Here is a 25,618-nt window from a genome sequence, read left to right as displayed (position 1 = left end):
AAATATGTTTTCTAAAGTCTTGATAGCTAACCGTGGCGAAATCGCTGTGCGTATCATTCGTGCATGCCGCGAATTAGGGATCCAAACCGTAGCGATATATTCAGAGGCAGATGCCGAAGCACTTCATACACAGCTAGCAGATGAAGCAATCTGTATTGGTCCGGCAAAAGCGGTTGATTCATATCTGAATGTTCAAGAAGTACTGAGCGCTGCAATCGTAACAAAAGCTGAAGCAATTCATCCAGGTTTTGGATTTTTATCTGAAAATAGCCGGTTTGCCTCCATGTGTGAAGAGTGCAATATCACATTTATTGGTCCTAAAAGCGCAACAATTGATGCAATGGGGAATAAAATCAATGCGCGTCAATTGATGCAAGAAGCAAATGTCCCGGTCATCCCAGGAAGTACTGGTGTATTATCTACTGTAGAAGAAGCATTGGAAATAGCAGACAGGATCGGTTATCCAGTGATGCTGAAAGCAGCTGCAGGCGGTGGCGGGAAAGGCATTCGAAAAGTTCAATCAAAAGAAGAACTTCCACAGCATTTTTCTTCAGCTCAGCAAGAAGCAGCAGCGGCATTTGGAAATGATGATATGTATTTGGAAAAAATCATTTATCCTGCTCGCCATATAGAAGTTCAGATTTTAGGTGATCATTTTGGCAATGTCATTCATTTAGGTGAACGAGATTGTTCTTTGCAACGTAACAATCAAAAAGTACTGGAAGAATCTCCTTCTGTAGTGATCTCACAATCAAAAAGAGAAGCACTAGGAGACGCTGCTGTTCGAGCAGCTAAAGCAGTCAATTATGAAAATGCCGGAACGATCGAGTTTCTGATGGATGAAGAAGGCGATTTTTATTTCATGGAGATGAATACTCGAATCCAAGTGGAACATCCCGTCACAGAAATGGTCACAGGGATCGATTTAGTAAAAAAACAGGTGGAGATAGCAGCCGGCGAACCTTTGAATGTGCGTCAAGAAGAAGTAGTATTCCAAGGACACGCCATCGAGTGCCGAATCAATGCAGAAAATCCCGCTTTTCATTTTGCTCCTTCACCAGGGAAAATCCAAAACTTGCTACTTCCAGCAGGTGGGATGGGGTTGCGGGTAGACAGTGCGGTTTATCCAGGCTATACGATCCCGCCATATTATGATTCAATGATTGCGAAAATTATTGTCCATGGAAATACACGTTTTGAAGCATTGATGAAGATGCAGCGAGCCTTAAGTGAATTTATCACAGAAGGGGTCATTACGAACGCAGAATTTCAGATGGATTTGATTAGTCATCCAGCAGTAATAGCAGGTGATTACAGCACAGCATTTTTACAAGAAGAATTTTTACCGAATTGGACACCAGAAACGGAGATAGGAGGCGCATAGATGGCTCTGTTTAAGAAAAAGAAATATATTCGGATCAATCCTAATAGAGAGAGCAAACCTGCTAACTCGCCATCTGTTCCCGATAACATGTGGGCGAAGTGTCCAAATTGCAAACATATCCTTTATACGAAAGACATCGGTGAAGAAAAAGTATGCCCCCATTGCGGATACGCTTTTCGAATCGGTGCATGGCAGCGTCTAGCTTTGATCATTGATGAAAAAAGTTTTGAAGAATGGGATACGGATCTTGTAACCGAAGATCCGCTAGCATTTCCTGAATATACGGAAAAAATAAAAAAAATGCAAGATAAAACGGGGCTCCATGAAGCAGTCCTCACTGGTAAAGCAACCATTCAGGGAATCCCCTTCATTATTGGAGTGATGGATCCCAATTTTATCATGGGAAGTATGGGCACGATTGTTGGAGAAAAAATCACTAGGTTATTCGAACGAGCAACAAAGGAAAAACTCCCAGTCGTTTTGTTCACGGCTTCAGGAGGCGCTCGGATGCAAGAAGGCATCTTTTCTCTGATGCAGATGGCGAAAATCTCTGCTGCTGTCAAACGGCACAGTAATGAAGGCCTTTTTTATCTAACTGTTTTGACAGACCCGACGACCGGAGGAGTAACTGCCAGTTTTGCAATGGAAGGTGATATCATTTTAGCAGAACCCCAAAGCTTGATTGGTTTTGCTGGAAGACGTGTCATCGAACAGACGATCAAGCAGGAACTTCCAGAAGATTTTCAAAAGGCCGAATTCTTATTGTCTCATGGTTTCGTCGATCAGATTGTTCCCCGCATGGAATTGAAGCAGAAAATCCATACGCTTCTTGAATTGCATACACAGAAAGGATGGATAGATCGTGGATAAAACAGCACATGATGTCGTTCAGTTAGCAAGAGCTAAAGAACGATGGACTAGCTTGGACTTTTTTGAAGAGATCTTCGATTCTTTCGAGGAATGCCATGGTGACCGTTTATTTGCAGATGACGAAGCGATTGTTGGTGGCATCGCTCGATTAGATGGCAAACCAGTAACAGTGATAGGTATTCAAAAAGGAAGGGATCTTCAGGAAAATATCCGCAGAAATTTTGGTTCTCCTCATCCTGAAGGCTATCGCAAAGCTTTACGACTGATGAAGCAAGCGGAAAAGTTCAATAGACCGGTGATTACATTGATCAATACAGCAGGTGCCTATTGCGGTATAGGAGCAGAAGAGCGTGGCGAGGGAGAAGCAATTGCCAAAAATCTGCTCGAAATGTCTGATTTAAAAGTACCAATCATCGCCGTCATCATTGGTGAAGGTGGAAGTGGCGGTGCCCTTGCTCTAGGTTTAGCGGATGAAGTCTGGATGCTAGAAGAAACGATCTATGCTGTACTTTCCCCAGAAGGGTTTGCTTCGATTTTGTGGAAAGACGGCAGTCGCGCTGCAGAAGCAGCCGAGTTGATGAAAATTACTGCACCAGAACTACGTGAGCTAGGAATCGTGGATCGAGTGATTCCTGAAACGTTCAACGGCGAGCAGTTGCCACGGCAAAAAGTTGCTCACATCATGAAAAAAGCGTTGATTGAAAAATTGACGGAACTTGTTCGATTCGACCAGCATGAACTACTGGGAAAACGATACAAGAGGTTCCGCCAATATTAGGTGTTTAACAACTAAGCAAAGAGTAAAGAATGATTCTTGCTCGCTTAGTTGTTTTTTGTTTCTAAATTTTTCTGTGATCAATCTTTATTTTTGGTCATTTTGTAAAGAAATGCTTTTTCTGAAAGAGGAACGAGTATAGAGGTAGTTTTTTTTGCTGATATGCAGTATAATACGGGGTTGAGGAGTACTTTATGTGCTCCTTCATTTTTTGCAGATGAGGAGACAACATGTTTTCAAATTACAAACCAACATGGATGGTAGAAGCCATCTATCAGATTACACCTGCCCAATTAAAGAATCTAGGCATCAAAGCAGTATTGACAGATTTAGACAATACGTTGATTGCATGGAATAATCCAGATGGAACAGAAGAGTTGCTTACGTGGATTTTAGAAATGAAAAATGCAGGAATCCCTGTTGTTGTTGTTTCAAACAATAATTCAAAACGTGTCGCGCGAGCGATTGAAAAATTTGATCTTTTGTATGTTGCACGAGCAATGAAACCTTTAGCAAGAGGGATCAACATAGCAAAGAAACAATTGGATTTAGCAGATGATGAGATAGTAATGGTAGGCGATCAGATCATGACTGATATACGTGGAGCCAACCGTGCAGGGATACGTAGCATCCTTGTAAAACCCATCATCGCAACAGATAGTTGGAAGACACAATTTAATCGTTTTTGGGAAAAAAGAATTATGGCCTATCTATTAGCAAAATACCCTGATATGGGCTGGCGAGGTGGAATCGAATGACAGAAGAATTACAATGTATCGGCTGTGGTGCCGTTATACAAACAAGCAAACCCGGTGAATTAGGATACACGCCGCAAACGGCTTTGGAAAAAGGGTTAGCTTCCGGGGAAGTCTATTGTCAGCGTTGTTTCAGATTACGCCATTATAATGAGATCCAAGATGTCTCATTGACGGATGACGACTTTTTACGCTTACTGAATGAATTAGGGCAAAAAGATGCATTGATTGTCAATGTGGTGGATATTTTTGACTTCAATGGTTCACTGATTCCAGGACTACACCGTTTTGTCGGTGATAATCCAGTACTTTTAGTGGGAAACAAAGTGGATATATTACCGAAATCATTGAAAAAACCTAAATTAACACAATGGATGAAGGAACGTGCTCACGAAGCAGGGATTCGTCCAGTAGATGTATTACTAACTAGTGCTAAGAAATCTCATGAGATGACGGAACTATTAGAAAAAATTGAAGAATACCGCGATGGACGGGATGTCTATATCGTCGGAGTAACAAACGTAGGGAAATCAACGCTTATCAATCAAATCATCAAAAATACAGCGGGAGTACAAGATGTGATCACAACCTCACAGTTTCCCGGAACGACCTTGGATAAAATCGAGATTCCTTTAGATGATGGACATTTTTTGATTGATACACCGGGGATCATCCATCGACATCAAATGGCGCACTACTTAGGTAAAAAAGATTTGCGGATCATTGCCCCGTTAAAAGAAATCAAACCTAAAGTTTATCAGCTGAATGAAGGGCAAACACTTTTCTTGGGTGGACTTGCAAGGTTTGATTTTATCAGCGGCAATCGTGCTTCATTTATTGCTTATGTGTCAAATGATGTAAATATTCATCGAACGAAACTGGAAAAAGCAGACGAATTTTATCAAAAACATGTAGGTGGATTATTACAGCCTCCTCGTCCTGATGAAGTCGAGGCATTTCCGGAGCTTGTTCGTTTTGAGTTTTCTGTGAAAGAAAAAACAGACATCGTTTTTGCCGGTCTAGGCTGGATCACTGTAACAGCGCCAGCAGTAATTGCGGGCTGGGCGCCAAAGGGTGTAGATGTATTGAAACGCAAAGCATTGATTTAAGGAAGAAGGAAAATTATGAGTTTAAGAGGAAAACAAAAGCGTTTTTTACGTAGCAAAGCGCATCATCTTCAGCCGATTTTTCAAATCGGTAAAGGTGGAATTAATTCAGCAATGATCGTCCAAATTGAAGAAGCTTTAGAAAAAAGAGAACTGATCAAAGTATCTCTACTTCAAAATACAGATGAGGTTGCAGAAGAAGCAGCTCAAGTATTAGAAAAAGAAATCGATTGTGAAATCGTCCAAATCATTGGACGAGTGATCGTATTATACAAACCTTCTACAAAAGAAAAGTATCAAAGGTTATCAAATGAAGTAAAAGCAATATAAGGAGTGACCATGATGAATACGCAAGCTAAGACATTTGTTCATTCACAACTATTTCCTAAAGAAATGCCTCAATTCTTAGAGAAGAAAAAGCAAGTAGGGATCCTAGGTGGAACGTTCAATCCCGTTCACCTTGCTCATTTAGTGATGGCTGAACAAGCTGGCCGGAATTTAGGTCTTGACCGCGTATTTTTAATGCCTTCTTATCAGCCGCCTCATGTTGATGAGAAAGAGACGATTGATGCAAAACACCGACTCAACATGTTGGAATTAGCGGTGGAAGACAACCCTTTTTTGCAGATTGAAACGATTGAATTAGCTCGTGGTGGGAAAAGCTACACCTATGATACGATGAAGGAATTGACACAAAACAATCCGGATACAGATTATTACTTTATTATCGGCGGGGATATGGTAGAATATTTGCCAAAATGGTATAAAATTGATGAGTTGACTTCGATGGTCAATTTTGTGGGCATACGTCGACCAGGTTACACAACAGATACGCCATATCCTGTGATTTGGGTAGATGTACCTGAAATCGACATAAGTTCCACAAAAATACGTCAAAAGATCAAAGAAGGCTGTTCTATCCGCTATCTTGTTCCAGATAAAGTAATTGATTATATCCAAAATGAAGGGTTGTATGAAGATGGACTATAGTAATGAATATACTGCTTATTCTAGAGAAAACCTGATGCAAAAAATACAGATGAGAATGAGCGAACAACGTTTCAAGCATGTGCTTGGAGTAGAAGAAACAGCTGTTGCTCTTGCCAAAAAATACGGTGCTTCTCCTGAAAAAGCTAGTATCGCTGCATTGACACACGATTATGCGAAAGAACGACCAGATGAGGAGTTCAAAATGGTGATCGTAAGAGACGGTTTTGATCCAGAATTATTGAATTATAATAATGCTATCTGGCATGGGCTTGTTGGTGCTTCATTTGTAGAACGGGAATTAGGAATCACTGATTCAGAGATTCTTCACGCGATACGAGTGCATACGACTGGCGCTGCTAAAATGAGTCTCCTGGACAAAATCATTTATGTAGCAGATTATATTGAACCAGGTCGGGATTTTCCTGGGGTGCAAGATGCACGGACAATTGCATGGGTTGATCTAGATGAAGCAGTAGCATTTGAAACAAAACATACGCTATCCCATCTACTTGCACAAGAACAACAGATTTATCCAAAAACAATCGAAACATATAATTACTGGGTAGCAAAAAAATAAGCCACTCAATATTAGGAGGAAATCATCATAGATAGTAAAGAACAATTAAAAATTGCGGTTAAAGCAGCAGATTCAAAACGGGCAGAAGACATTATCGCTTTAGACGTTCGAAATGTTTCCTTGTTAGCAGATTATTTTATGATCTGTTCAGCAAATAGTGAACGTCAAATCAACGCAATTACAGAAGAAATCATTGATAAAGAAGAAGAAAACAAATATGAAGTAAAACGTATTGAAGGAAAAGAAGGCGGAAAATGGGTATTGATCGACCTTGGAGATTTGATCGTACATGTTTTCCATGCGCCAGAACGAAGCTTCTATAATTTGGAAAAACTATGGTCAGATGCGCCGTTAGTCGATCTTAATGAATGGTTGGATTAACATGGCTTATGAAACATTTGCTTTCATTTACGATGAAGTGATGGACGAAATGCTTTACCAGCAGTGGTTAGCTTTTTCGAAACGTCATTTGCAAGAAGACACAAAAAATATTTTGGAACTGGCGTGCGGTACTGGAGCATTAGCGGTTGCCTTTGCAAAAGATGGATATGAAGTGACAGGGTTAGACCTTTCAGAAGAGATGTTGATGATCGCAAGCCAGCGAGCATATGAAGAAGACGCATCGATCCAATTTGTAGAAGGCAATATGCTCGATTTATCAGAAATCGGTCAATATCAAGCAATTACTTGTTTTTCTGATTCGTTGTGCTACATGAAAAATAGACAAGAGGTACAGCAAGTTTTTGATGAAGTCTATCAAGCGTTAGAAGAAAATGGCCGATTTTTATTTGACGTGCACTCCACCTATCAAGTAGACGAGGTTTTTCCAGAATATAGCTATCATTATCAAGGGGATAATTTTGCTTTTTTATGGGATAGCTATCCAGGAAGTGAGAAACACAGCATCGAACATTTTTTGACTTTTTTCGTTGAGGAACCAGAAGGATCTGGGCGATTTATCCGTGAAGATGAACTACATGAAGAGCGTACCTATCCATTGGAAAGCTATTTAAGAATGCTGGAAAACAGTGGGTTTTCGAAAGTCGAAGCATTTTCTGATTTTACAGACGAAGCAGCATCAGAGAAATCAAAGCGCTGGTTCTTCGTAGCATACAAAGACTAGCAATTTTGCCTGCTCGAGTTAACAAGAAAAAGAATAAATCTTCAACATAAATTATATATCCGAACGATATAGGCATTGCTCTTGCGGTGCAGCTTTTCTTCGCAGAAGTATTGTGTTTGCGAGAATAGTTTATATAGTTCGGGTATTTTTTCTGATTTTTGACTTTTCCTTACTTGTCTCTAGTGTTTTTTTATCGATAAACTATGAAGGAGGACGGACATGAAAAGCTGCGGGATTATCGTAGAGTACAATCCATTTCACAATGGACATCGCTATCATGCTGAAATGGCACGAAAAACAACAGGAGCAGAGGTCGTCATTGCTGTAATGAGCGGGAATTTTTTGCAACGAGGCGAACCGGCTATCATCGATAAATGGCATCGTGCGAATGAAGCTTTGCAAAATGGTGTGGATTTAGTAGTAGAGCTTCCTGTCGAATGGGCGGTTCAGTCAGCTGATTATTTCGCTAAAGGTGCAGTGAAAATCTTGCAAGCATTGGACTGTGACAGTTTGTGTTTTGGAACAGAAGAAGAGACCTCGTTTGACTATGGTAGTTTCGGCCGATTTGTTCAACAGAATCAAGATAAGATAGAAGAGTCTTTTCACGAACTGTCTGATCAAACGTATAGTTATCCGCAAAAAATGACTGCAGTTTTTCGCAGTCTGTATCCCGATATTGCGCTTGATTTTTCTTCACCCAATCATATTTTAGGATTAAGTTATGCAAAAGAAAATGCTAAGTATATCCACCCTATGGAGTTACATCCGATCCAGCGTAAAAGTGCAGGCTATCATGAAAAAACAATCAAAGATCAAACAATAGCCAGTGCAACAGCCATTCGCCATGCGTTAGAAGAAGGAAAAAGGATCGCTGGACTTGTGCCATTTCAGACAGAAGAAGATCTTTCCACTTGTTCGTTACAGACTTGGGAATCCTATTGGCCGTATTTGCGTTATCGGTTGTTATCTTCTACTTTGATGGAATTGACAGATATCTATCAGATGACCGAAGGAATAGAAACTCGCATGAAGACAGCAGCTGCAACAGCTAACGGTTTTGCAGATTTTGTATCAAAAGTAAAAACAAAGAGATATACATGGACGCGGATCCAACGATTATCTTGTTATGTCTTGCTGAATATCAAAAAGCAAGAGATTCCTATCCAACAAAATAAAAATTATCTTCGACTACTTGGATTTACCGATGCTGGAAGAAGATTCTTAAAAGAAAAAAAAGAGATTTCTATTTATTCCCGAATCGGAAAAAAAGAGGCACAAGAAGCGGAACTGTTAGTTAGAAGTGATCAAATCTATCAATTGGGAGGCAATATTCCAGAACAGAATTTCGGACAAATCCCAATCCAAGTATAGACCTTTGACTGAAAATGAGAAGAATGAAGGAAGAAAGAAAAAAAGCTTCACAGAATCGTGATTCACAAGTATAATGGAACAGGACGTTTTTGCGTTATGAAACTATCAAATCAGAAAGCGAAGTGAAAATATGGGACGTAAATGGGCAAATATCGTAGCAAAGAAAACTGCTAAAGATGCTAATAATAGCCGGATTTATGCAAAATTTGGGATTGAAATCTACGCGGCAGCAAAATCAGGTGATCCTGATCCGCATGCAAACCAAAAACTACGTTTCGTCATTGATCGCGCTAAAACTTATAATGTACCAAAACATATTATTGACCGAGCAATCGAAAAAGCAAAAGGTGCAGGAGATGAAACATACTCTGAATTACGTTATGAAGGATTTGGACCAAGCGGCTCAATGGTGATCGTTGATACATTGACAAACAATGTGAATCGAACAGCAGCAGACGTACGAGCAGCATTTGGGAAAAATGGCGGGAACATGGGTGTTTCTGGAGCGGTTTCTTATATGTTTGACAATACAGCGATCTTTGCATTTGCAGGAGAAGACGCTGATGAGATCCTTGAATATCTAATGGAAAAAGACATCGACGTTCGTGATGTGATAGAAGAAGATGGACAAATCATCGTTTACGGTGAAGTAGCGGATTTCCATAGTATCCAAGAAGCATTAAAAGAAAAAGGAATCACTGATTTTTCAATTGCTGAGATCCAAATGATTCCTCAAACCGAAGTTACATTATCTTCAGAAGACCAAGAAACATTTGAAAAAATGATTGATGCGCTAGAAGATCTAGAAGATGTACAGCATGTGTTCCATAATGTGGCATTAGAAGACTAAGCAATCAGTTTTAACGAAAAGCATTCAGTCTTTTTCAAAAAGCAGGACAATCTCACTAACAGATTGTCTTGTTTTTTTGTGTGATTTATTTTCTATTCTAATTCAACCTGTGGTATGATGAGAGCATAAGTATCATATGAAATGATATGAAGTATGTGGAAGATGGACGGGGAAGAATATGGAAGCAAAAATCACTTTAGAACCTTTTGAACGTATCTTAAGCGGTTACCGCAAAGTAGAAGAGTTAGCAGTGAACGTAACTGATTGTTCAAAATTAGCGCAAAAATACGCAAGATTCGGCGTTGAAGGCTATCGATTAGGAAACTATGTCGGTACAGGGTATCTGAACCGTTATTTAGAGTGTATGGTGGACCGCGCACCAATGCTGATTTATAGACAAAAATATTTGATTCCGCTGCTTTTTCGTCGTTCTGATTCAGCCTTTCGGTTATTTGAAGAAGAGTATCGGATGGAGGCTTTCTTTCTACTATTGGAGTGGAGCTTAAAGCATCATCCTGAAAAAATTCTCATCGAAAGAAATGAGAAGATAGATACGAAAAAAAATAAAGTGGTCGATAGTGCATACCTAGCATTTCGTGTATCAGAAATTTTGGATTGTGGGGGGTATCCAATCAGCAATTTCCAATCAATCGATCAGTTCATTGAATGGAACCGAATTTACCGATTGATCGACAATGGCGGTATTGGACGTCATAGTAAGGTATTTGACCCAGAATATCCAGAAAACATGGAAGAACTGAAAATGATTATTTCGCTTGTCAAATTAAAATATCCTGAAACAGATTTGGATTTATATATAGAATAAATGATAGAATTACTTTTTCTGCAATTATTACTGTAACTAAAAAGACAACTGCTAACATTAACGATAGCAGTTGTCTTTTTAGTTACAATACTTTTTTCTCATAAGATGAAATATCCATATTGTTTAACAAAGGACTTTCATTATTGGAGGTAAAAAGTGTCAATTCATGCATCGCACGTGTACACATGGTGTAAAGGATCAATTTGTCTTGTTGAGAAGAAAAATGATCTGCATCTACATCCCACAAGAAAACTCGGTCAAACTCCAGACCTTTTGCTAAAAAGGCCGGAAGTAAAATAATGGAACGCTTCATAAAATCACTCTCATTTAAAATCAGCTGGACTTGTTGTTTCAACTCGTCTGGCAGTTGAGCATAAAGAGTCTCGCATTCTTCTTGGGTTTTAGCAATGATTGCTGTACGCCAATACCGGGCTTTTCCCTGAGTCGTTCGAATGGTATCTGCTAACCAATTCAGTTTGACATCATCAGTTGTTCCTTGGATGAGCAAAGGCAAATCGCCTTTTCTTGCTGTAGTCTCTACTTGATGTTCTTTTGCAATAAAGTGATTAGCAAAATCAGTGATTTCTTTTGTGGAACGATAGCTTGTCGTTAATTGGAAACGGGTGACTTCACGGTCCACGAAAAGTTCTTCCAATGATCCCACGATTGTTTCATTTCCAAAGACATTTTGATTTAGATCTCCACAGAAAGTCAAATTTGCTTTTGGGAACAAGGCTTGCAACAATGCGACTTGTGATGGTGCGAAATCCTGCATTTCATCAATAAAGATATAGCGAGCTTTGTGTGTGACCGTCACCGGATACGTTCGGCGCATCAGTAAAAAGAATAGGACAGCATCCTCTTGGGGCAACTCTCTTTGACGCAAATGTGTACGAATAGTTGCTAAATGTTCTTGCCATCTGGTCTCGCTGATTTTATGCCGTGTCAGAAGAGAAAGTGGCACAGTTTGTAAAAAGTGGAGATATTGTTTCGTTATATTGACAAATTGATAATTCATGATTCCTCGATGAATTCGACGGAATCGTTTACGTACGATTTGGTTAGCCAGTTTTTTACGTAAGGAACGCTCCTTTTGTTCTGTATATTCAAGATTAGGATCTGTTGCGTATAGTTCTTGGAGCTGCTCTTCCGCGAGATCTTTGACCCATTGCTGACGTGTTTCATCTTTTTGCAGACCGCCTAATTTTTTCAGTAGTTTTGTTTGTAATAGAGAGAGTCTGTGATGCAAGGGAAGTTGTTCATTTGTTTCTTTATACCATTGGCGAATCGATTCCTTTGATAGGATCGTACGGCCATTTATTTTCATATCACGGAACAAGGGACCGTAGCTTGTGATGCTTTGGATATAGCGATCAATCTGATCCACTAAGGTCAATCCGCTTTTCATCACTTGTATCGGATCTTTTTCGCCTAGCAAAAAACCACTTTCTTGTTGCTGTTCGTCTAATAAAGAAAACTCTGGCAACAGCTGTGAAATATAATTTTTGAATGTTTGTGTAGGCACACCGCTTTCACCTAATGAAGGCAATACAGTCGAGATATAATCAGAAAACAAATGGTTTGGTGAAAATAGAAGCACGTTTTCTGCCTCTAGCCATTTGCGATTATGATACAACAGAAAAGCAATACGTTGAAGCAGAGCAGACGTTTTTCCGCTTCCGGCGATTCCTTCAATCAGCATCACTTTACTTGTTGTGTCCCGAATGATTGCATTTTGTGCTTTTTGTATCGTAGAGACGATATTTTTCATATGGTTGCTTGATGCTTCGTCCAATATCTCTAGCAAAAAGTCATCGTTGATTACTTCCGACGTATCTACCATAGATAAAATACGTCCTTCTTGGATTTTAAATTGTCGTTTCAACTGCAGATCGACATCTATTCTATCTGTTTCAGTTTCATAAAATGCGGGACCAATCTCACCTTCATAATAAAGGTTGGCAATTGGTGCGCGCCAGTCAATAACAATTGTTTCTTCTGCTAGATCTCTTAAAGAAGCGATACCTAGATACAATGTTTCTGTTTCACGGTCTTCTTTAAAATCGATACGGGCAAAGTAAGGACTGTCTTTCATAACAGACAACGTTTGTAGGCGTTTTTGCTGCGCCTCAAGAGTATGATATTTTAAAAGCAATTCTTGCTCATGTTGGCGATATTCAACAGCAGATTCATAAAAAGTTTCATTGGAACCAGCTCGAATCTTGTGATTAGCTGTGTCTTTTGTCGAATGATTCATTTCTTGAGTCAATTCTCGTTGTTTTGTATCCAGCATATTTTGTTCGATCTGGATTAGTTCGATCGTTTCATCCACGTGCGTTTGTTCTAGTTGTTTCTCATTCATCACATGTTTGCTCCTTCCGCCGTAAATAACGAATTAAAAGTATAGCACAGTTTTTCGAAAAAAGGTACTTTTTAACGGATGAATCGAAAAAAGTCCTCTTTGCTCGATAGATTCGTTTGTCGGACTGGCGACTATTGGAAACGCTGATAGTGATAGTTGTTTTCAATTAAGGCCTATTGTTTTAAAAAGTGTTAAGCAAGGACTAAGCTTAAGAGAAAGAGAGGCAATTGAAGATGGATGACTAACCTCTAAGTCACAAAAAAGAGGAGAAGAAACTATGACACATTTTAAAAAATTTTTACTTACTTTATTTATTGGCGGAGTAGCTTTGTTAAGTGAATTTGTTTTCCATCAGCCGGGACTTGCTTTTATGATTGTTGCATTTACTGGAGGGATTCTCGCCTTCTTGATGTTTTTGGAAATGATCAAAACATTGCGTTCAGGAAGATATGGTGTAGATATATTAGCGATTACCGCAATCCTTGCAACATTAGCCGTCAAAGAATATTGGGCTAGTTTGATGATATTGATCATGCTTACAGGTGGAGATAGTCTAGAAGATTACGCGAATAAACGAGCAGGTAAAGAATTGCAATCTTTATTAGACAACACCCCAAGAATCGCCCATCGATTCAAAGAAGGAAGATGGCAGGATATAGTAATTGATGAAATAAATGTGGATGATCAGCTGCTAGTCAAGCCTGGCGAGCTTGTACCAGTTGATGGTCGAGTGATCAAAGGAGAATCATCAGTCGATGAATCTTCTTTGACAGGAGAGTCTCGTCCAGAAACAAAGAAACCTGGAGATCAGATCATGTCTGGGTCTTTAAATGGAGACGGATCAATCCAAATGATTGCTGAAAAACGCGCTGCAGATAGCCAATATCAAATGATCATTAAATTAGTCGAAGAATCAAAAGAAAAACCTGCCCGATTCGTCCGTTTAGCTGATCGTTATGCGGTTCCCTTTACATTGATCGCATATTTGATTGGCGGTATTTCTTGGTGGTTCTCAAAAGATCCTTTGCGTTTTGCAGAAGTATTGGTCGTAGCATCGCCTTGTCCATTGATTTTAGCTGCGCCGATCGCTTTAGTTGCTGGGATGAGCCGTTCAAGTAAAAACGGGATTGTTGTTAAAACTGGAACAACGATTGAAAAGCTCGCACGTACAAAAACGATTGCTTTTGATAAAACAGGAACGCTTACCAAAGGAATATTAGAAGTAGAGGCGATTCAACCAGTCAATGGAATGAAAAAAGAAGAGCTACTTATGTATGCAGCAAGTGCAGAACAGGAATCTAGCCATATCTTAGCTCGTTCGTTAGTGAACAACGTGAAAAACAGCCAACTGTATCCTGTTAGTCAACTGAAAGAAGTGACAGGTCAAGGAATCCAAGCAGTAGTCAATAATCATGACGTAAAGATTGGACGCGCTTCTTTTGTTTCAGTGGAAGAAATCGAGACTTCTGAAACAGCAATCTATGTAGCCATTGATCAATCCTTTGCAGGAACCATCCTATTTTCGGATCAGATTCGCTCAGAAGCAGCAAGGACAATCAAAGAGCTAAGAAATCTTGGTGTGAAAAATTTGATGATGATTACCGGAGATGGATCAGCCATTGCTCAAGCGATTGCAGAGGAAGTCAAATTAGATTCTGTACATGCTCATTGCTTGCCTCAAGACAAATTGACTATTTTAGAAAGTATCCCTAAAGATCAACGACCTGTGGCGATGGTAGGAGACGGCGTGAATGACGCACCAGCACTTGCTGCTGCAGATATCGGCATTGCAATGGGCGCTCATGGTTCTACAGCTGCTAGTGAAAGTGCAGATGCGGTCATCTTGAAAGATGATCTTTTACGTGTAGCAAAAGCAGTAGTGATCTCAAAAGATACGATGAGAATAGCGAAACAATCTGTACTGATTGGCATCTTTATTTGTATTTTTTTGATGTTAATTGCAAGTACGGGTCTGGTTCCTGCGTTATTCGGGGCTGTTTTGCAAGAAGTCGTGGATACGGTCTCTATCCTGAGTGCGCTGAGAGCAAAAAAAGACCCAGCCATTTTTCCGGATTCAGTACCCAAGACAAACATAGTATGATAGAATCGAGATGAAAAAAGAACGATCAGAAAGAGGAGAGAACATTATGCCATTCGTACATGTCGAATTAGTAGAAGGTCGCAGTCCGGAACAATTAGAAAATATGATGAAAGATATCACGGAAGCTGTTCATAAAAACACGCAAGCACCAAAAGAACACATCCATGTTATCATCAACGAGATGAAAAAAGGAACATACGGTGTAAATGGGGAATGGAAAAAATAAGTTTGGTTTCACACTTGATTTTTCTATTTATTAGTGGTTAAATAAACACATAATTGATTGATGAGAAAGCCAACTGAATTTGAGAGTCTTCGATAAGAGAGGAAAAGCTAGGCTGAAACTTTTCCAGGAGAAAACCAAAGGATGACCACTTTCGAAACCCTTGTTGAAGCAAGGGCGGTCGGACCGTTACAACGTTTGAGGAACGCATGTGCGTTTGAACATTAGGTGGAACCACGAACTTTTCGTCCTAGTATCTCTTTTCAAGAGATGCTAGGATTTTTTGTTTTTCAGCTTGATGATCTGATCAATCAAAACATTTCAAGGAGGAAACTATTATGATAAAAATTACTTTTCCAGATGGTGCAGTCAAAGAATTTGAGGCTGGTACAACAACATTGGCAATCGCTGAAAGTATTTCAAAAAGCTTAGCAAAAAAAGCTTTAGCTGGTAAAGTGAACGGCAAACTTATTGATTTGACTCGTCCAATCGAGGAAGATGCAAGTATTGAGATCGTCACACCAGACCATGAAGATGCACTTGGATTAGTCCGACATTCAGCAGCTCATTTGATGGCTCAAGCAATGCGCCGCCTCTATCCAAATATCCACTTTGGTGTTGGGCCAGCTATTGATTCAGGGTTTTACTATGATACAGACAATGGACAAAATCAAGTAACTGCAGAAGATCTTCCCGCAATCGAAGCAGAGATGATGAAAATCGTCAAAGAAAATCTGCCAATCGAACGCCGTGTTCTTTCGAAACAAGAAGCATTAGAAATTTTTGCAAGTGACCCGTACAAAGTAGAACTGATTAGTGAATTGCCAGAAGAAGAAGTGATTACTGCCTATCAACAAGGTGAATTCATCGATTTGTGCCGTGGACCACATGTTCCGTCTACTGGTCGTATACAAGTATTCAAATTATTATCAGTGGCAGGTGCTTACTGGCGTGGAAACTCAAACAATCAAATGATGCAACGAGTTTACGGAACAGCCTTTTTTGATAAAAAAGCTTTGAAAGAATATATCCGTCTGCGTGAAGAAGCAAAAGAAAGAGATCATCGTAAACTAGGGAAAGAACTTGACTTGTTTATGGTTTCTCCAGAAGTTGGTTCTGGTTTGCCATTCTGGCTTCCAAAAGGGGCAACAATCCGACGTACGATCGAACGTTATATCGTAGACAAAGAAGTTAGTCTAGGTTACCAACATGTGTATACACCGATCATGGGAGATGTTGAGTTGTACAAAACATCTGGACACTGGGATCATTATCAAGAAGACATGTTCCCGCCAATGGATATGGGAGATGGCGAAATGCTTGTTCTTCGTCCAATGAACTGCCCTCATCACATGATGGTCTACAAAAACGCCATCCATTCTTACCGTGAATTACCAATTCGTATCGCTGAATTAGGAATGATGCACCGCTATGAAAAATCAGGTGCTTTGTCAGGTTTACAACGTGTACGAGAAATGACGTTGAACGATGGTCATACATTTGTTCGTCCTGACCAAATCAAAGATGAATTTAAGCGTACGCTTGAATTGATGGTCGCAGTATATGCTGACTTCAATATTACAGATTATCGTTTCCGCTTAAGCTACCGCGATCCAAACAATACAGATAAATATTTTGATGATGATGCAATGTGGGAAAAAGCCCAAGCAATGCTGAAAGCTGCTATGGATGAATTAGAGCTAGATTACTTTGAAGCAGAAGGTGAAGCAGCCTTTTACGGACCAAAATTAGATGTCCAAGTCAAAACAGCTCTTGGGACAGAAGAAACATTGTCAACTATACAATTAGACTTCTTATTGCCAGAACGCTTTGATTTGACATATGTTGGAGAAGATGGGGAAAATACACATCGTCCAGTAGTTATCCACCGCGGAATCGTTTCTACGATGGAACGTTTTGTCGCCTATTTGACAGAAGTATACAAAGGTGCTTTTCCAACATGGCTAGCACCAATACAAGCGACAATCATCCCTGTTTCTGTTGATGCACATGGCGATTATGCTTATGAAATCAAAGAACGCTTGCAAATGAAAGGTTTACGTGTAGAAGTCGATGACCGCAATGAAAAAATGGGCTATAAGATTCGTGCCTCTCAAACACAAAAAATTCCTTACCAATTAGTTGTCGGTGATAAAGAATTGGAAGATGCAACAGTGAATGTACGTCGTTACGGAAGCAAAGAAACAGCTGTAGAAGATTTGAATATCTTTATTGATGCTATGGAAGCAGAAGTCAAAAATTACAGCAGAGAAAACAAATAGATAAAACATCTATAAAAAAGCACTAAATAAAAAACAATCCAAACAATAGAGAACAGATATTCCACAATCCCACAGATGGTCAATAGAATTTGTGGGATTGATGGAATGAGCTATCCTATCGTGCGGATTGTTTTTTTGTTTTTTTATCCAGTACACGACCGTTAACAAGGAACTGATATGGTATACTTACATAGACGATTATTAAAAGGATGGAGGAACTTATGAGCGTAATTAGTCGTATTGAAAGTATGATGGAAGATTATTCTTCAGCAGAAAAAAAGTTGGCCAACTACATTATTGGAAATATTGAGAAGGTCCCCACAATGACAGCTAATGAATTAGCGGAAGCTTCAGGTTTGAGTGCGCCGACAGTTGTACGTTTTTCAAAAAAAATCGGGTTTCAAAGTTTGACGGACTTCAAAATCACAATTTCAACAGAACTACAGACTGGAATCGATGAAGGATTTAGCGATATCGAAGCAAATGAGTCCTTTTACTCTATCAAAAACAAACTTGGGAACAATGCGCAAGTAGCGATAAAAGAAACAGTAGATATTCTGGAAGAAGAAACGATCCAAAAAGTCGTAGAATGTTTGGAATCGGCTGAGTCTGTTTTTTTATATGGTGTTGGTGCCTCTTCTTTAGTGGTAGAAGACATTCTGCAAAAATGGTCTCGTGTCGGTAAGCCAATCATTTTTGAAAAAGATATCCATGTCTTGCTCCCACAACTTGTCAGCAATGAGAAGAAGAAAGTACTTTGGCTTGTTTCGAACTCAGGGAGAAGCGCAGATGTAGTTGCATTAGCTGAGCTAGCAAAAAATATGAATATCGAGATCATTGCGTTGACGCAATTTGGAAATAACCCACTTAGCAAGATAGCCGATGTACTCGTACAAACATCAAGACCGAAAGAAATCACCAATCGAAGTGCGGCAACCAATTCACTTTTGGCCCAATTCGCTACGATTGATATCATTTTTTATTTTTATATGGCTAAAAACGAATCACTTAGTGAAAAAGTGAAAAAAACAAGAGAAGCAATCCAAGACTATTTTATGGATTCAAAATAAAAAAACTAAATTTACCTTACTATTTTTGATATAAGTTTTTTTAGAATAACAACTTATAGTTTTCCACAAAGAAATGTTCTATTAAAGTGTTTCACGACTTTAGAAAGCATAATTTTCAAAAATAAGTTTAGTTTTTAATGAAAAAAATAGTTGGATATGCAACTTCAGAGGTTTGCTGTGAAACAAAAAGTTGATTTTATCTTGAAATTAGGTAAAGAATTTCTTGCTCCGCTCATTTTTTCTTTTTTATTAAGAAGTTTTTGGGTACAATGAAGCATGAATGTAAATAGGCGGAAGGATAGGAAATGATGAAAGATTTTATGAAAAAAATAGTAAATACTTCTTGGATAGAAAAAATAAGAAAAGGGGCACAAGAGCCTAAAAACAAAACGTTTCGTCGGTCGCATGTTCCTTTTCGCTTAAATTTTCTTTTTTTCATTATATTTACGTTATTTGTTGCGTTGATTGCTCGATTGGGCTATTTGCAGATCGTGAATGGTGAAGAGATGGAAGCGCGAGTGAAATCTACTTCTACGATTACAGTCCAAGAAAGTACCCCTCGTGGAATGATCTACGATTCCACAGGAAAAGCGTTAGTCACAAATAAAGCGAATCAGGCAATCACCTATACGAGGGGCACACAAGTGACGGCTAAAGACCTACTTGAAATCGCAACGAAGCTGAACTCGCTGATTGATGTGCCGGCAGATGAAAATCTGACAGATAGAGATAAAAAAGATTTTTGGCTGGCTGATCCGGAACATTTGAAGGAAGCCACAAAAAGACTTTCGGCAAAAGAAAAGCAATTAGGAAACAGCGAACAATACAGCGCGATGGTCAATAAAGTAACAGATGATGAGATCAACTTGAACGAGGAACAATTAAAGATTGCTACCATCTTTAAACGGATGAACAGTGCATACGAATTAAACACAGTCTATATCAAGAACTCTGGTGTTACTGACCAAGAATTAGCTGTTGTGGCGGAACGTGCTTCTGAGCTTCCAGGAGTTTCGACAGGCACAGACTGGACACGCGAATATAACGCAGCAGATTCACTGAAAAGTATTTTAGGTAGTGTGACGACTGAAAAACAAGGTCTTCCGGCAGATGAAGCAGAGAAGTATTTAGCAAAAGGGTATTCTCGAAATGATCGTGTGGGACAAAGTTATTTGGAAAAACAATATGAAGATGTCCTACAAGGAACCAAAACCCAATATGAAGTTTCTCTTGATAATGAAGGCAATGTTTCGAATCAAAAAGAAATCTTCTCTGGGGAAAAAGGTTCTAATTTAATGTTATCGATGAATGCAGAATTCCAATCGAAAGTAGAAGAAATCTTAAAAAGAAATTATCAAACATTGATCAATAACGGTAAAGCACAGTACTCGCCTGGTGCTTATGCAGTAGCCATGAATCCTCAGACAGGAGAAGTGTTAGCCATGACTGGTTTCAGTCATGAGCAAGGTTCCAAGGAAATCACCGAGAATGCTTTGGGCACAATCACTAGCGCTTTTGCTCCAGGGTCTGTAGTCAAGGCCGGTACTTTGACAGCAGGTTGGGCAAGTAACGCGATCAGCGGAAATCAAGTGTTGATTGATGAACCGATTCGTCTACAAGGTGCTTCAGAAAAAAGCTCTGTCTTTAACCGAAACGGACAAGTTGCTCTTGATGCAGTCAAAGCATTGGAATTGTCTTCTAATACGTATATGATCAAAGTGGCATTAAAGATGCTAGGGCTAGACTATACTCCTGGAATGGGACTACCTAGTTTAGACGAAGAAGCTAAAGCTTATCAACAATTGAGAGACTCTTTCAAAGAGTTTGGTCTTGGTACAACGACTGGGATCGATTTGCCGAATGAATCTCCTGGGATTTCACGCTCTGTTGAGTATATGAAGAAGTTCAATGCGGATAATGGCAAAGAATGGTATACTCCAGGTAACTTTACCGATTTGGCATTTGGACAGTTTGACACATATACACCGATCCAATTAGCTCAATATGCTTCAACAGTCGCTAATGGCGGGAAACGAGTACAGCCTCACCTAGTCAAAGCAATCTATGGCAATGACGAAAATGGGAATTTGGGTGAAGTGAAAAAAGAAATTGGCACGACAGCAGAAAATACGGTCAATATATCTGCAGAAAATATGGCAATCCTCCGTGAAGGATTCCATCAGGTTGTTCATGGTACCGACCCTTACACAACAGCTAAACCATTAGCCAGTGCGAAAATGGACCTTTCTGCAAAAACAGGGACTGCAGAAACGGTTGCGGAAGGTCACCCAGATATTACGACAGTCAATAGTAATATTGTGGCATACGGACCAACAGACAATCCGGAAATCGCAATCAGTGTTGTCTTGCCGAACTTATTAGATGAACAAGACCACATGAACTTGACGATTGCTAAAGAAATAATGGACGCGTATTATGATATGTTCATGGCAAAATAAAAAAGAGGTCGTGAAAAAGCAGCTTAGTTTCGAGTATGAAGAAAAATTTTGTGAAAATAGCTTCTCACATTTTTGCTTAAAATTGACTTCATACCGAGAAACTGGCTTTTGAACACCGTTTAAAGAAGAGGTTGTGAAATTAGCGCCCTGACCTGAGTATTAGAGAAACAAAACGGCAAAATAGCTTCTCATATTTTGCCGTTTTTGAGCTAATACCGAAGGACAGCTGATTGAGCACCGTTTACTCGGCAAAAAAGGTTGTGACAAAAATTGTCACAACCTTTTTTAGTGGAATCTAATTCTCTATTGTAGTTTAAGTAATTTTTCCAGATAAACAGCTAAACCGTCTTCTTGATTGCTCAAAGGAGTGACATCATTTGCGATGCCTTTGAGCTGATCAGTACCATTAGCCATAGCCACTCCCCATCCTGCATAATCCAGCAGTTCCAAATCGTTATGCTCATCACCAAAAGCAATCACGTCTTGTTGATCAATCGATAGGTAGTTAGCAATCTCTTGCACACCTTTTGCTTTTTGGATTCCTTTTGAAACAATCTCTAAGATCGCCGTGGGACCGCCCCATGTACGAACATCCACATAACTGCCAAATTGACGTGTTAATTCAGCAGATACAGCTTCTGCAAAACGCTTGTCTGTTCGGACAAGCAAAGATGTAGGATTTGTCGTCAGATTTTTAGGAGAAAGCAAGTTTTTCTCTCCAGGACGTGAAGAAGCAAAAATTTTTTCATCAAAGAAGTCAAAGCTGTCGATAAAAAAAGTATCCCGATTTTCAGCAGCGATAAAGTCTAGATTCAATTGTTTTTTTTGCGATAAGATTTCAAAAGCAATTTCACGATTAATCAACGTTTCTCTTTCGCCATCCCAATGTTGATTAGGGATATGCACCAGTGCGCCGTTAAAATTAACCATCGGTGTTGTTAACTCTAATTGTTGGTAAAATTGATGGCTCATTCGAAATGGGCGTCCAGTAGCGATACTGACATGATGACCAGCATTGATTGCTTTTTTCAGGGTCTCTTTTGTTTTAGAGGTAATCATCGAATCTTGATTGAGGGTGGTTCCGTCCAGATCGATGGCAATTAATTTTTTATTCAATAAAGGTCCTTCCTTCCTCAACTAGCATTTGTTTTAGTCTAGCATATTTTAGGTAATTAACAAGAGCAATCAGTTATTCCTAACAAAAAATACAGTTATGGCTATGTAAATAAATGAATACGAGCTAAACACGAACATTAAGTATTGTTTTTGGTTTTTTTGTTAAAAAAACGTTGAAAAACGAATGAAACGTCTATATAATTTGAAATTGTTCGATGGATTTGCCATATTTTGCATATTTATTATTATTATAGTTTTCCATCAGAAAAAAATTCAGGGAGTGGAACTTTTTATGGAAAAGTTTTTCGGTTTAAAGAAAAACAATACAAATGTATCAACTGAAATAATGGCGGGAGTAACGACATTCTTTGCCATGAGTTATATCTTATTCGTAAATCCGACGATTTTATCAGCATCAGGTATGCCGTTCCAAGCAGTATTTCTAGCCACAATCATTGCATCAATCATTGGTACGCTAGTCATGGGATTGTTCGCGAATGTCCCATATGCTCAGGCACCTGGTATGGGATTGAACGCATTTTTCACTTTTACGGTCGTTTTCGGGCTTGGCTATTCTTGGCAACAAGCCCTGGCAATGGTTTTTATTTGCGGATTAATCAATATTTTTATTACTGTTACAAATATCCGAAAGATGATCATTCGGGCGATTCCTGAAAGTCTTCAACATGCGATTGGTGGCGGAATCGGTATTTTCGTTGCGTATGTCGGGATCAAAAATGCAGGATTCTTATCTTTTTCAGCAGACCAATCTGCTATTTCGAGTTCTGTCGTTGAAGGTGGAAAAGCAACAAATGTTACGATAAATGGCGGAATCGTTCCCGCGTTAGCCAATTTTGACAACGCACCTATCTTGTTAGCCGTGATTGGTTTGGTACTGACAGCCATTTTAGTTGTAAAAAACGTCCGTGGTGCTATTCTTATCGGTATCGTAGCGACCACAGTCCTTGGGATTTTTATGGGTGTGGTTGATTTAAGTTCCATTGATTGGCAAACGAATTCGTTAGGCAATTCATTTAAAGAATTAGGAACAACGTTCGGTGCAGCATTTGGTTCTGAAGGAATGCAATCTTTATTCAGTGATTCTTCCAAGATCCCTCAAGTATTGATGACAATCATCGCATTCAGTTTATCTGATACATTCGATACGATCGGAACATTTATCGGTACAGGACGCCGCACAGGTATTTTCTCAAAAGAGGACGAGATCGCATTGGAAGATGGTCGCGGGTTCAAAACAAAAATGGATAAAGCGCTATTTGCCGATGCAATCGCTACTTCCGTAGGTGCTATCTTTGGTACATCGAATACAACAACTTATGTCGAATCTGCAGCTGGGATCGGGGCCGGTGGACGTACTGGTTTGACTTCAGTAGTAGTGGCAGTGCTATTCGCATTAAGTAGTTTGTTCTCCCCGCTGATCGCTATCGTACCAAATCAAGCAACTGCGCCAGCACTGATTTTGGTCGGGGTAATGATGATGGCTTCTTTTGCAGACATCAAATGGCTAGATATGGAAGAAGCTTTACCAGCCTTCTTTGCATCGATCTTTATGGGATTGTGCTATAGCATTTCTTATGGGATTGCAGCAGGATTTATTTTCTATACAATTGTCAAAGTAATCAAAGGAAAATTCAATGAAGTTTCTGTTGCTTTGTGGATTGTTGATATTTTATTCATCATCAACTTCATCATTCTAGCAACGATTTAAATAAAGAGAAGGGATTGGAACAGCATTTGTTCTGGTCTCTTTTTGTTTTACATAAAAAGAACGTTACATATAAAATGATCTTTGCGGGATTTTTCTCTTTTTACTAGCGAGATCGTTGCTTGTTTATTCGAAAATAGGTATGATAAAAGAGACGAAAGAGGGATGATAGATGGAGATTAATTGGAGAAAAAATTTAGTGATTGCGTGGATTGGCTGTTTTTTCACTGGTGCAAGTATTAGTTTAGTTATGCCATTCATACCAGTTTATGTTGAGCAACTAGGAACACCAAAAGATCAAATCGAATTGTTTTCGGGACTAGCAATCTCTGTTACTGCTTTTGCATCTGCCGTGGTTGCACCAATCTGGGGAAATCTAGCTGATCGAAAAGGTCGAAAACTCATGATGATCCGTGCAGCAGCTGGGATGACGTTGACGATGGGTTCTTTAGCTTTTGTGCCGAACGCGTATTGGCTTTTGATCATGCGTTTTTGGAACGGGATTTTGTCTGGGTATATTCCAAATGCAACAGCAATGATCGCTTCACAAGCGCCTAGAGAAAAGAGCGGATGGGCGTTAGGAACATTATCCACCGGAGCGATTGCTGGGAATCTGATCGGACCTTCAATGGGCGGTGCATTGGCTCAGTGGTTTGGTATGGAAAATGTATTCTTGATCACAGGGGCTTTGTTGATGATCACAACGGTGCTGACCATCTTCTTAGTCAAAGAAGATTTCCATCCAATCGAGAAAAAAGATCTGATAAGCACCAAAGAAATTTTTTCAAAAATGGATCATCTCTCTATTTTGATTGGTCTCTTCATCACGACCTTGATTTTACAGATAGGGATCACTACGATCAGCCCTATTTTGACCTTATATATTCGTGAATTAAGCGGAAGTACAGAAAATATCCTGTTTGTCAGCGGCTTGATTGTTTCGATAGCTGGTGTTTCTGCAGTCTTTTCTTCACCAAAACTAGGAAAACTAGGGGATAAGATTGGGAATCAAAAAGTTTTAATTGGCGGACTCATCTTATCATTTTGCTGTTATTTGCCCATGGCGTTTGTCACGACACCACTCCAATTAGGTATACTTCGTTTTATTTTAGGCTTTTCAACTGGTGCTTTGATGCCTTCTGTCAATACACTGATCAGTAAGATCACGCCACAAGAAGGGGTTAGCCGAATCTATAGCTATAATCAGATGTTCAGTAACTTTGGACAGGTTCTAGGACCAATGCTGGGGTCGACAGTTGCGCATGCTTATAATTACAGTGCTGTTTTTATTGTGACAAGTTTATTCGTCCTGTCAAATATTCTTCTTTCTCTATTCAATTTTCGTAAAGTTCTTCGCAGTAGATTATAATAGTGGTGAAAATTGGAAATAAAAAAGAGCTTGAGATATCTCAAGCTCTTGGCTGGTTTTTTACGAATGGGCAGAGGTTTCTTTTCTTGGCGCAACTGCACCAATCAAAAGGATAATGACACCCGCAATTAATGAAATGATTGTTGTCAAAGTAAAATCATATGTTCCGCTTGTTAATGCAGCACCAATATAACCGACTACTTGACCTAGAACGACAGCCCAGAATAATGTAACGATATATCGCATAAAGAACACCTCTTTTCTATCTTAATTTTACCAGATT

23 protein-coding genes are annotated in these 25,618 nt (G+C 39.3%); 20 read left to right on the top strand and 3 right to left on the bottom strand.

The features are described 5' to 3' along the window. Positions 1-4 precede the first annotated feature (4 nt). The 13 genes from KFO35_RS10745 (at position 5) to KFO35_RS10685 (ending at position 10,627) form a co-directional block, all read left to right on the top strand. Entirely contained in the window at positions 5-1,384 is a 1,380-nt protein-coding gene (locus KFO35_RS10745) for an acetyl-CoA carboxylase biotin carboxylase subunit (RefSeq protein WP_002315280.1), read from the top strand. Then, complete coding sequence (gene accD / locus KFO35_RS10740; RefSeq protein WP_002310370.1) at positions 1,385-2,254, top strand: acetyl-CoA carboxylase, carboxyltransferase subunit beta; 870 nt, start codon at positions 1,385-1,387, stop codon at positions 2,252-2,254. Beyond that, entirely contained in the window at positions 2,247-3,032 is a 786-nt protein-coding gene (locus KFO35_RS10735) for an acetyl-CoA carboxylase carboxyl transferase subunit alpha (protein ID WP_167513746.1), read from the top strand. The genes accD and KFO35_RS10735 overlap by 8 nt, the downstream gene beginning before the upstream one ends. A 227-nt stretch (positions 3,033-3,259) precedes the next feature. Continuing rightward, on the top strand, positions 3,260-3,787 hold the full coding sequence (locus tag KFO35_RS10730; protein ID WP_002310373.1) for a YqeG family HAD IIIA-type phosphatase: 528 nt from the start codon (positions 3,260-3,262) through the stop codon (positions 3,785-3,787). After that, complete coding sequence (gene yqeH / locus KFO35_RS10725; RefSeq protein ID WP_002310374.1) at positions 3,784-4,893, top strand: ribosome biogenesis GTPase YqeH; 1,110 nt, start codon at positions 3,784-3,786, stop codon at positions 4,891-4,893. Before KFO35_RS10730 ends, yqeH begins: the two co-directional genes overlap by 4 nt. A 15-nt stretch (positions 4,894-4,908) precedes the next feature. Continuing rightward, positions 4,909-5,220 carry a ribosome assembly RNA-binding protein YhbY gene (gene yhbY, locus KFO35_RS10720; RefSeq protein WP_002315279.1) on the top strand — a complete coding sequence of 104 codons (312 nt, stop codon included), beginning with the start codon at positions 4,909-4,911 and terminating at the stop codon, positions 5,218-5,220. 9 nt (positions 5,221-5,229) lie between these two features. After that, positions 5,230-5,880 carry a nicotinate-nucleotide adenylyltransferase gene (locus tag KFO35_RS10715; RefSeq protein ID WP_002316969.1) on the top strand — a complete coding sequence of 217 codons (651 nt, stop codon included), beginning with the start codon at positions 5,230-5,232 and terminating at the stop codon, positions 5,878-5,880. Further along, positions 5,864-6,457, top strand: a complete 594-nt coding sequence (yqeK, locus tag KFO35_RS10710) for a bis(5'-nucleosyl)-tetraphosphatase (symmetrical) YqeK (protein ID WP_002314176.1) — start codon at positions 5,864-5,866, stop codon at positions 6,455-6,457. The genes KFO35_RS10715 and yqeK overlap by 17 nt, the downstream gene beginning before the upstream one ends. A 21-nt stretch (positions 6,458-6,478) precedes the next feature. After that, positions 6,479-6,838 carry a ribosome silencing factor gene (gene rsfS, locus KFO35_RS10705; protein WP_079997869.1) on the top strand — a complete coding sequence of 120 codons (360 nt, stop codon included), beginning with the start codon at positions 6,479-6,481 and terminating at the stop codon, positions 6,836-6,838. Position 6,839: 1 nt separating this feature from the next. Beyond that, on the top strand, positions 6,840-7,580 hold the full coding sequence (locus tag KFO35_RS10700; RefSeq protein WP_002315278.1) for a class I SAM-dependent DNA methyltransferase: 741 nt from the start codon (positions 6,840-6,842) through the stop codon (positions 7,578-7,580). Between the two features lie 219 nt (positions 7,581-7,799). Next, entirely contained in the window at positions 7,800-8,951 is a 1,152-nt protein-coding gene (locus tag KFO35_RS10695; RefSeq protein ID WP_002315277.1) for a nucleotidyltransferase, read from the top strand. 130 nt (positions 8,952-9,081) lie between these two features. Then, positions 9,082-9,801 carry a YebC/PmpR family DNA-binding transcriptional regulator gene (locus KFO35_RS10690; RefSeq protein WP_024635881.1) on the top strand — a complete coding sequence of 240 codons (720 nt, stop codon included), beginning with the start codon at positions 9,082-9,084 and terminating at the stop codon, positions 9,799-9,801. Between the two features lie 178 nt (positions 9,802-9,979). Next, positions 9,980-10,627, top strand: a complete 648-nt coding sequence (locus tag KFO35_RS10685) for a hypothetical protein (protein ID WP_002290861.1) — start codon at positions 9,980-9,982, stop codon at positions 10,625-10,627. A gap of 82 nt (positions 10,628-10,709) precedes the next feature. On the opposite strand, the gene helD is transcribed toward KFO35_RS10685, so the two are convergent. Next, on the bottom strand, positions 10,710-12,989 hold the full coding sequence (helD, locus tag KFO35_RS10680; protein ID WP_024635883.1) for an RNA polymerase recycling motor HelD: 2,280 nt from the start codon (positions 12,987-12,989) through the stop codon (positions 10,710-10,712). Positions 12,990-13,266: 277 nt separating this feature from the next. On the opposite strand from helD, the gene KFO35_RS10675 reads away from it, so the two are divergent. From KFO35_RS10675 to KFO35_RS10655, 5 genes are all read left to right on the top strand, one after another. Next, positions 13,267-15,090, top strand: coding sequence for a heavy metal translocating P-type ATPase (locus KFO35_RS10675; protein ID WP_002315274.1), 1,824 nt, complete (start codon positions 13,267-13,269; stop codon positions 15,088-15,090). A 46-nt stretch (positions 15,091-15,136) separates the two neighbouring features. Next, positions 15,137-15,316 (top strand): 2-hydroxymuconate tautomerase, encoded by a 180-nt coding sequence (thmT, locus tag KFO35_RS10670; RefSeq protein ID WP_002287649.1) that lies wholly within the window; start codon positions 15,137-15,139, stop codon positions 15,314-15,316. A gap of 335 nt (positions 15,317-15,651) precedes the next feature. After that, a complete protein-coding gene (gene thrS, locus KFO35_RS10665) occupies positions 15,652-17,595 on the top strand; it encodes a threonine--tRNA ligase (RefSeq protein WP_002290867.1) in 1,944 nt (647 codons plus the stop codon). Between the two features lie 221 nt (positions 17,596-17,816). Beyond that, a complete protein-coding gene (locus KFO35_RS10660) occupies positions 17,817-18,665 on the top strand; it encodes a MurR/RpiR family transcriptional regulator (protein ID WP_002290869.1) in 849 nt (282 codons plus the stop codon). A gap of 305 nt (positions 18,666-18,970) precedes the next feature. Beyond that, positions 18,971-21,124, top strand: coding sequence for a peptidoglycan D,D-transpeptidase FtsI family protein (locus KFO35_RS10655; protein WP_156272309.1), 2,154 nt, complete (start codon positions 18,971-18,973; stop codon positions 21,122-21,124). Positions 21,125-21,427: 303 nt separating this feature from the next. On the opposite strand, the gene KFO35_RS10650 is transcribed toward KFO35_RS10655, so the two are convergent. Then, positions 21,428-22,240: a Cof-type HAD-IIB family hydrolase gene (locus KFO35_RS10650; protein ID WP_002314169.1), complete on the bottom strand. Its 813-nt coding sequence runs from the start codon at positions 22,238-22,240 to the stop codon at positions 21,428-21,430. Positions 22,241-22,532: 292 nt separating this feature from the next. Here KFO35_RS10650 and KFO35_RS10645 point away from each other — a divergent pair, with 292 nt between their 5' ends. Both KFO35_RS10645 and KFO35_RS10640 read left to right on the top strand, forming a co-directional pair. Next, positions 22,533-23,969, top strand: a complete 1,437-nt coding sequence (locus KFO35_RS10645) for an NCS2 family permease (RefSeq protein ID WP_002310391.1) — start codon at positions 22,533-22,535, stop codon at positions 23,967-23,969. A gap of 169 nt (positions 23,970-24,138) precedes the next feature. Then, positions 24,139-25,335 (top strand): multidrug efflux MFS transporter, encoded by a 1,197-nt coding sequence (locus KFO35_RS10640; RefSeq protein WP_002290958.1) that lies wholly within the window; start codon positions 24,139-24,141, stop codon positions 25,333-25,335. 60 nt (positions 25,336-25,395) lie between these two features. On the opposite strand, the gene KFO35_RS10635 is transcribed toward KFO35_RS10640, so the two are convergent. Next, positions 25,396-25,581, bottom strand: coding sequence for a YjzD family protein (locus KFO35_RS10635; protein WP_002290959.1), 186 nt, complete (start codon positions 25,579-25,581; stop codon positions 25,396-25,398). Between the last annotated feature and the right edge of the window lie 37 nt (positions 25,582-25,618).

It is taken from the genome of Enterococcus lactis, assembly GCF_015751045.1.
In the GTDB taxonomy this organism is placed as follows: Bacteria; Bacillota; Bacilli; order Lactobacillales; family Enterococcaceae; genus Enterococcus_B; species Enterococcus_B lactis.
This window is presented reverse-complemented; position numbering and strand designations above follow the sequence as displayed.